The organism is Mesorhizobium sp. WSM4846 (assembly GCF_055811415.1).
In genome coordinates, this window is sequence record NZ_JBVVPZ010000008.1 from 167,230 (window position 1) to 174,465 (window position 7,236).

Below are 7,236 nucleotides of genomic sequence, written 5' to 3' on the forward strand. Positions count from 1 at the left end.
ATGGCAACCCCGCTCGTCGTCTCCGATGTCGCCAAGAGCTTCACCATGCATCTGCGTGACGGCATCAAACTGCCGGTCGTCGCCGGCGTGTCGTTCTCGATCAGGAGCGGCGAATGCGCCGTGCTCGGCGGCCCCTCCGGAGCCGGCAAGAGCTCGATCCTGAAGATGCTCTACGGCAACTATGCCGTCGATGCAGGCCAAATCATCGTCCACCACGAGGACGGGCTCATCGATCTGGCGACGGCCAGCCCACGCACCGTGCTTGCCGTGCGCCGGCTCACGATCGGCTATGTCAGCCAGTTCCTGCGCACAGTGCCGCGCGTCTCGGCGCTGGATGTCGTCGCCGAACCGCTGGTCGAGCGCGGCGAGGACCGCGAGGTCGCGCGCGGCAAGGCGCGCGCCTTGCTGGCGCAGCTCAACCTGCCGGAAAAGCTCTGGATGCTGCCGCCGGCGACCTTTTCCGGCGGCGAGCAGCAGCGCATCAACATCGCGCGCGGCTTCATCACCGAGCACCCGATCCTGCTGCTCGACGAGCCGACAGCCTCGCTCGACGCCAGCAACCGCGACGTGGCGATTGCGCTGATCGCGGCCAAGAAGGCGGCCGGCGTCGCCCTGCTTGGCATCTTCCACGACCACGACGTGCGCGAGGCAGTGGCCGACCGCACCATCGACGTGACCGCTTTTGCCGCCGGGAAAATCACCGCATGACCAGAAAACTGTCGGAAACGCCGCTTGTCCACGAGACAGCGGAAGTCGACAACTCGACGCTCGGCCGCTGGACCGAGATCGCCGAGCGCTGCCGGCTTTCGGAAAGCACACTCGGCGACTATTCCTACATGATGCAGGACTGCAGCGCCTGGTGCGCGACGATCGGCAAATTCGCCAACATCGCCGCCAGCGTGCGCATCAACGCCACCAACCACCCGACCTGGCGGCCGACGCTGCACCATTTCACCTATCGCGCCTCTGACTATTGGGACGACGCCGAGCACGAGAGCGAATTCTTTGCGCAGCGCCGCGCCAAACGGGCCACACCATCGGCCACGACACCTGGCTTGGCCACGGCTCGACCATCCTGCCCGGCGTCAGCGTCGGCGATGGTGCGACGGTCGGCGCCGGCGCCGTGGTGTCGAAGGACGTCGCGCCCTACACCATCGTCGGCGGCGTGCCGGCCAAACCGATCCGCGAACGCTTCGACCGCCGCACGGCGGAACGCTATCAGGCACTTGCCTGGTGGGATTGGGACCACGCCCGCCTGCGCGCCGCACTCGACGATTTTCGCGCGCTTTCGGCGGAAGCATTTCTGGAAAAATACGGCAGTTGGTGAATGGTCAATAGTGAATGGCGGCAGGGAAGCCGTTCTTATCACCATTCACCATTCACCATTCACCATTCACCATTCACCATTCACCATTCACCATTCACCATTCACCATTCACTTGATCGAACTGCGGCCGCTGGCTCGCCCTTTCCAGCCTGTGGACGGTAACAAAACTGACATCAATCCGACACCGCGATTTCACGCGGCTGCGCTAGCCAAGGTTAACAGACCTTCGAAACGCGACTGGACTGGAACTTGCCTATGTCAGCAACCTCAGCCACGCTCGAAATCCGCGGCGTCACCCGTCGGTTTGGCAGGAACACCGCCGTCAGCAATGTCGACATCTCGATCCCTCACGGCCAGATGGTCGGCATCATCGGCCGCTCGGGCGCCGGCAAGTCGACGCTTTTGCGCATGATCAACCGCCTCATCGATCCGAGCCAAGGGTCGATTTTCTTTGACGGCGCCGAAGTCTCCAGCCTGCGCGGCTCGCTGCTCAGGCGCTGGCAGCGCGACTGCGCCATGATCTTTCAGCAATTCAACCTGGTGCCGCGCCTCGACGTGCTGACCAATGTACTGCTCGGCCGGCTCAATCACCGCTCGACAATTGTCAATCTGCTCGGTGTCTTCTCCCGCGAGGAACGGGCCGAGGCGATCGCGGCGCTCGAACGCCTCGACATCGCCCGCACGGCGCTGCAGCCGGCCGGCACCTTGTCCGGCGGCCAGCAGCAGCGCGTGGCGATTGCCCGCGCCATGATGCAGCAGCCGAAAGTCATCCTCGCCGACGAGCCGATCGCCTCGCTCGACCCGCTCAACGCCAAGGTGGTGATGGATTCGCTGCAGGACATCAATCTGCGCGAGGGCCTCACCGTCGTCACCAATCTGCACACGCTGGATATCGCGCGCACCTATTGCAACCGCATCATCGGCATGGCCGCCGGCAAGGTGGTGTTCGACGGCCCGCCCGAAGAGCTCAATCGGGAGGCCGTGCGCATGGTCTATGGCGCTGACAGCAATGGCGGCGAAATCTCCGAGGCGATCACTTCGACCAGCGTCACCATCAAGCAAAAAATCGTCGCATCCGCCGGACCCCTCGAGCCCGCATTTCCCGGCTACTAGGTCCACGATCCGGCAAGGGATACCGGTATACGAGTATACGAAAAGCAGACGACGAAAGAGCGCCCTGGACCGTCAGTCCGCATCAAGGGCGGGCATAAAAAAGCGCCGTCAAAATTCGAACGCTGCCGGCGCGATGCCGGAACCAACAGGAGAGACGCGAAATGTTTAGAAAAATACTTTTCGGTGCCGTTTCCATCCTCGCCATGGCGATGGGCGCAGTCCAGGCACAGGACCTGAAGGAATTCCGCGTCGGCATTCTGGGCGGCGAGAACGAAGCCGACCGCCTGCGCAACTACCAGTGCTTCGCCGACCACATCAAGCAAGTCCTCGGCGTCGAAAAAGTTTCGCTGTTCCCGGCCGCCGACTACGACGGCGTCATCCAGGGCCTGCTCGGCGGCACGCTCGACTTTGCCGAGCTCGGCGCTTCCGCCTACGCCAAGGTCTATCTCGAAAACAAGGACGCGGTTCAACCGATCCTGACGACGATCCAGACCGACGGCTCGACCGGCTACCGTGCGGTCATGGTCGCCCGAGCTGATTCCGGCATCAAGACGCTCGCCGACATGAAGGGCAAGAAACTCGGTTTCGCCGATCCCGATTCGACTTCTGGTTACCTGATCCCGGTCACGTCACTGCCCAAGGACATCGGCATGGATGTGAAGAGCTACTTCGCGTCGACCGGTTTCGGCGGCGGCCATGAACAGCTTGTCCTTGAAGTCCTGAAGGGCACGTTCGATGCCGGCACCACCTGGGCCTCCGGCGTCGGCGACTTCAACGACGGCTACAGCTCGGGCAATCTGCGCAAGATGGTCGACAAGGGCGTCCTCAAGATGGATGACCTCGTCGAACTGTGGCAGTCGCCCCTGATCCCGAACGGCCCGCTGGTATTGCGTACGTCGATCGACGCCGGCACCAGGCAGAAGATCACCGATTTCCTGACCAAGCTTCCGGAAACCGATCCGGCCTGTTTCTCGGCAATTCAAGGCGGCGATTACAAGGGCTATTCGCCGGTTACCCCGGAATTCTACCAGCCGATCATCGACGCCCGTAAGGCGAAGATCGGCTCGTAGAAACAAACTGCCACAACGCCGCCGGGGCCATGTGCCGCCGGCGGCGTTGCCGCATCAGGGGCCGGGAAAAACATCGATGAGTGCGACCGAAATTTACCGCGCGCCCGCGCTTTCACCGGAGGGAGCCACCGTCGAGCGGCACTGGCGCGATCTTGCCGCCCGCCGGCGCCTTTACACGATCGGCGGCCTGGTTTTCCTGTTTCTTGCACTCTCCGGCTCGCTCTGGTTCGCCAACGAAACCAACGCCGGAAAGTTCTTCGACCGCCTTCCCTACGTCGCCGACTTTTTCGCCGAGTTGAAGCCGCGCGACTGGTTCGACCCGGCGCGTGCGCTGTTCGACCTGCCGTCCCCCTATGACGACGGCAGCCTCAAGTTCGACTACCCGGAAGGCCGGGTCTACCTGACCCAGGGCATCTACATTCCGGAGTTTTTCCACCGGATGATCGAGACGCTGAACATCGCCCTGTTTTCGACGCTGGTGGGCGCCACATTCGGTTTCCTGCTCTGCTTCTTCGCTGCAGGCAATATCACGGCCAGCCGCTGGCTCCGTTTCGCTACCCGCCGCTTCCTTGAAATTGTCCGCGCCTTTCCGGAAATTGTCATTGCCGGCTTTTTTCTGGCGATTTTCTCGCTAGGGCCGATTCCTGCGATCATTGCGGTCAGCATCCATACCGTCGGCGCGCTCGGAAAAATGTTCTTCGAAGTCGTCGAAAATGCCGACATGAAACCTGAGGAAGGCTTGCGCGCCGTGGGCGCCAATTGGGTCGAGCGGGTGTGGTTCGGCATCGTGCCCCAGGTCCTGCCCAACTTCATCAGCTATTTCCTGCTCCGCTTCGAGATCAATGTGCGCGCTTCGACCATTCTCGGCGCCGTCGGCGCCGGCGGCATCGGCGAATCCCTGCGTCTTTCGATCGGCCGAGGCCATGAGGCCAAGACCATTGCCATCGTCTTCCTGCTGTTCTGCACGATTGTCGCCGTCGACCAGCTTTCGGCATGGCTGAGACATCGTCTTGTCGGCCGGCAGGTGTTTGCATACGGGCGCGGAGAGTAGTGCAATGAACGCCGCTGCCATCAACGACATCGCCGCTCGCCACCCGGACGCGTTCCGGCGCTCGCTGTGGAAGCGCTACGCTACCCCGATCGGCATCCTTCTTTGCATTCTCTACACCTTCTACTGCGCGTGGTTCTTCTCGGTCGCCGCCGTTCTCGAAAAGGCGAACTGGAATCTTGCCGGCGCTTATCTCGCGGACTGGGTGTCTTACGAAATCCGGCCCGACATCGAATTCAAGGACAATCATCTGACGATCGACTACTCCCGCTTCTCCAAGCTGGGATCCAATCCAGATCCCAACTGGGTCGCCAAGCAGATGGCCGTCATCGAGCGGCAGGTCGAGGCAGCGCCGGCACCGGCGATCGCGACCAACAAGTCGTCGCAGGATTCGTTCATGGCGCCTGGTGCGCCAACTGCCGAGAACCCGGCCGCCCCGTCGGGCCAATCCGCTGCTGCGGTGCCTGAAACGGTGCGCGAAAACGCTGTCGTGGCGGCGACTGTCACCCTTGCCGATGGCCAGATAGCCGTCACGCCAAACCTGGTCACCGTGACGCGCGACGCCGAAACCGTCGTCTTCGAGATCGCCAAGGGCAGTTCTGTGACACCGCGCACACCGCTGCCTGACTGGATCGAGCAACGCAGGCCAGGCTCGACAGCCTATGTCTCGTTCGGATTTCTCGGCCGTGCTGAGGTGCAGAACGACGAGGTAGTCTCCTGGCGACGTTTCTTCGGCTGGGCCAATTTCGTGTTCGACACGAACTCGCCATTCTGGGGAAAGCCGTTCAGCGAGGTCGCTTCACTGATCGTCGCCGGGGCTCGCATCGACCCGTCGCGGTCAAACGCGGCGCTCGCCTGGGACAACATTTTGAACAACGCCGAGTGGCAGCACGGCGACGTCTGGCTGAAACTCTTGCAGACCATCGTCATGGCTTTTGTCGGCACCGTGCTGGCCTCGATCGTTGCCTTTCCGCTCGCCTTCCTGGCTGCGCGCAACGTCACGCCGAGCCGCATAGCCAACCAGGTGACAAAGCGCTTTTTCGATTTCCTGCGCTCGGTCGACATGCTGATCTGGGCACTGTTTTTTACGCGCGGCTTTGGTCCTGGGCCGCTGGCCGGCATGTCGGCTATCTTCTTCACCGACACCGGAACCTTGGGCAAACTTTATTCCGAGGCGCTGGAGAACATCGACGACAAGCAGCGTGAGGGCATCCGCTCGGTCGGCGCCACCCCGGCAATGGTGCAGCGCTACGGCGTGCTGCCCCAAGTTCTGCCGGTATTCCTCAGCCAATCCCTTTATTTCTGGGAATCCAACACCCGGTCAGCGACGATCATAGGCGCTGTCGGCGCCGGCGGCATCGGCCTGAAATTGTGGGAGGCCATGCGCACCAACACCAACTGGGCCAATGTTTTCTACATGGTTCTGCTGATCCTGCTTGTCGTTTTTATCTTCGACAGCATCTCCAGCTACCTCCGCCGCAAGCTGATGGGGACCGTCGCAAACAGCAATGATGAGCGACGCGTTTCCGCCCGCCCGCCGGCAGCTCAGATCGCCTGAGAGGAAGGCTGCGTCCAGGCACCAGCCTTTTTCCAGCCGCTCTTGATGTGCTTGTAGCCGTCGCGGTAGACGGCTTCCGTGCTTTCCGAAAAATCGCGCCAGACCTTGGTAGCCGCCGCCAAATCTTTCAGCGAGCGGCCGAAGGCCTCGATCGTCAGCCAGTCGTCATAGCCGCTCTTGCGGATGGCCGAAAACGTCTCTTGCCACGGAATGTGGCCGCGCCCCGGCACGCCGCGATCATTCTCCGAAATATGGATATGGACCACATTCTTGCGGTTGCGCGAATAGGCGCCGATCGCGTCCGTCTCTTCGATATTGGCATGGAAAGTGTCGTACATCGCCTTGATGTGCGGCCGGTCGATTGCGTCGACATGCTCCGACAGATCGTCCATTGTGTTGAGCAGATAGCATTCGAAGCGGTTGAGCGCCTCCAGCCCGATGGTGACGTTTTTGTTGCCGGCATGATCGCCGATGGCGCGTTGCGAGGCGACGGAGCGCTTTTTCTCCGCCGCCGTCGGCCCACTGCCGGAGAAGGCGCCGAGCGTCGAATGCAGCGGGCCGCTCAGCGTTTTGGCGCCAAGCGCTTGTGTGCAGTCGATCGCCCATTTCATATAGTCGATGCCGGCTTTGCGCGTCGAGGCATCGGCCGAGATCAAATTCATCGCCGGATCGCCCATCGCCGAAACGGCGGTGCGCTCCAGCCCGATGCGGTCGAGCAGCGCGCCGAGCTTTTTGTAATCGTCCGGCGTGCCGGCAAAGATCGGTATCTCGACGCCGTCGAAGCCGGTCGCCTTGATATCCCTGAGCAGCGGCTCGTGTTTCTTCGACACCGCCGTCGTCCACAAAAACATGCACATGCCGATTTTCATCGACGTCCCTCCCTTTTTGACAGCCGGCTGGCTCCTCCGCCGACTTCGCCATAAGCCCCCTCATCCGGCCGCTTCGCGGCCACCTTCTCCCCGCTGGGGAGAAGAGGCAGACGGCAGCGCCGGCGTCTCCTCTCCCCTACGGGGAGAGGTGGGGGTTGGCCCCCAAGGGCGGGGGAATTTGGTGGGGGTGAGGGGGGGGGGGGGGGGGGGGGGAAAAGGGGGGGCGGGCCCCCGGGGCGGGGGGGGCGGGA

General features: G+C 62.4%; 6 protein-coding genes and 1 pseudogene. 6 read left to right on the top strand and 1 reads right to left on the bottom strand.

Annotated elements, in window-relative coordinates:
• From phnL to phnE (AC0L15_RS10445), 6 genes and pseudogenes are all read left to right on the top strand, one after another.
• Entirely contained in the window at positions 1-708 is a 708-nt protein-coding gene (gene phnL / locus AC0L15_RS10420; protein ID WP_287245868.1) for a phosphonate C-P lyase system protein PhnL, read from the top strand.
• Positions 705-1,327: pseudogene (locus AC0L15_RS10425) on the top strand (DapH/DapD/GlmU-related protein). Before phnL ends, AC0L15_RS10425 begins: the two are co-directional and overlap by 4 nt.
• Before the next feature lie 255 nt (positions 1,328-1,582).
• Positions 1,583-2,440, top strand: a complete 858-nt coding sequence (gene phnC / locus AC0L15_RS10430; protein ID WP_287245866.1) for a phosphonate ABC transporter ATP-binding protein — start codon at positions 1,583-1,585, stop codon at positions 2,438-2,440.
• 161 nt (positions 2,441-2,601) lie between these two features.
• Positions 2,602-3,510 carry a phosphonate ABC transporter substrate-binding protein gene (gene phnD, locus AC0L15_RS10435; protein ID WP_202365879.1) on the top strand — a complete coding sequence of 303 codons (909 nt, stop codon included), beginning with the start codon at positions 2,602-2,604 and terminating at the stop codon, positions 3,508-3,510.
• A gap of 76 nt (positions 3,511-3,586) precedes the next feature.
• On the top strand, positions 3,587-4,561 hold the full coding sequence (gene phnE / locus AC0L15_RS10440) for a phosphonate ABC transporter, permease protein PhnE (RefSeq protein ID WP_287245863.1): 975 nt from the start codon (positions 3,587-3,589) through the stop codon (positions 4,559-4,561).
• A 4-nt stretch (positions 4,562-4,565) separates the two neighbouring features.
• Positions 4,566-6,116, top strand: a complete 1,551-nt coding sequence (gene phnE / locus AC0L15_RS10445) for a phosphonate ABC transporter, permease protein PhnE (RefSeq protein WP_287245861.1) — start codon at positions 4,566-4,568, stop codon at positions 6,114-6,116.
• On the opposite strand, the gene AC0L15_RS10450 is transcribed toward phnE (AC0L15_RS10445), so the two are convergent.
• On the bottom strand, positions 6,104-6,985 hold the full coding sequence (locus tag AC0L15_RS10450; protein WP_287245859.1) for a sugar phosphate isomerase/epimerase family protein: 882 nt from the start codon (positions 6,983-6,985) through the stop codon (positions 6,104-6,106). The genes phnE (AC0L15_RS10445) and AC0L15_RS10450 overlap by 13 nt on opposite strands.
• Between the last annotated feature and the right edge of the window lie 251 nt (positions 6,986-7,236).

Excerpts from the sequence above, each read along its gene's own strand:
- phnC (WP_287245866.1), top strand. The coding sequence starts at position 1,583 with ATGTCAGCAACCTCAGCCACGCTCGAAATCCGCGGCGTCACCCGTCGG.
- AC0L15_RS10450 (WP_287245859.1), bottom strand. The coding sequence starts at position 6,985 with ATGAAAATCGGCATGTGCATGTTTTTGTGGACGACGGCGGTGTCGAAG.
- phnE (WP_287245863.1), top strand. The coding sequence starts at position 3,587 with ATGAGTGCGACCGAAATTTACCGCGCGCCCGCGCTTTCACCGGAGGGA.
- phnL (WP_287245868.1), top strand. The coding sequence starts at position 1 with ATGGCAACCCCGCTCGTCGTCTCCGATGTCGCCAAGAGCTTCACCATG.
- phnD (WP_202365879.1), top strand. The coding sequence starts at position 2,602 with ATGTTTAGAAAAATACTTTTCGGTGCCGTTTCCATCCTCGCCATGGCG.
- phnE (WP_287245861.1), top strand. The coding sequence starts at position 4,566 with ATGAACGCCGCTGCCATCAACGACATCGCCGCTCGCCACCCGGACGCG.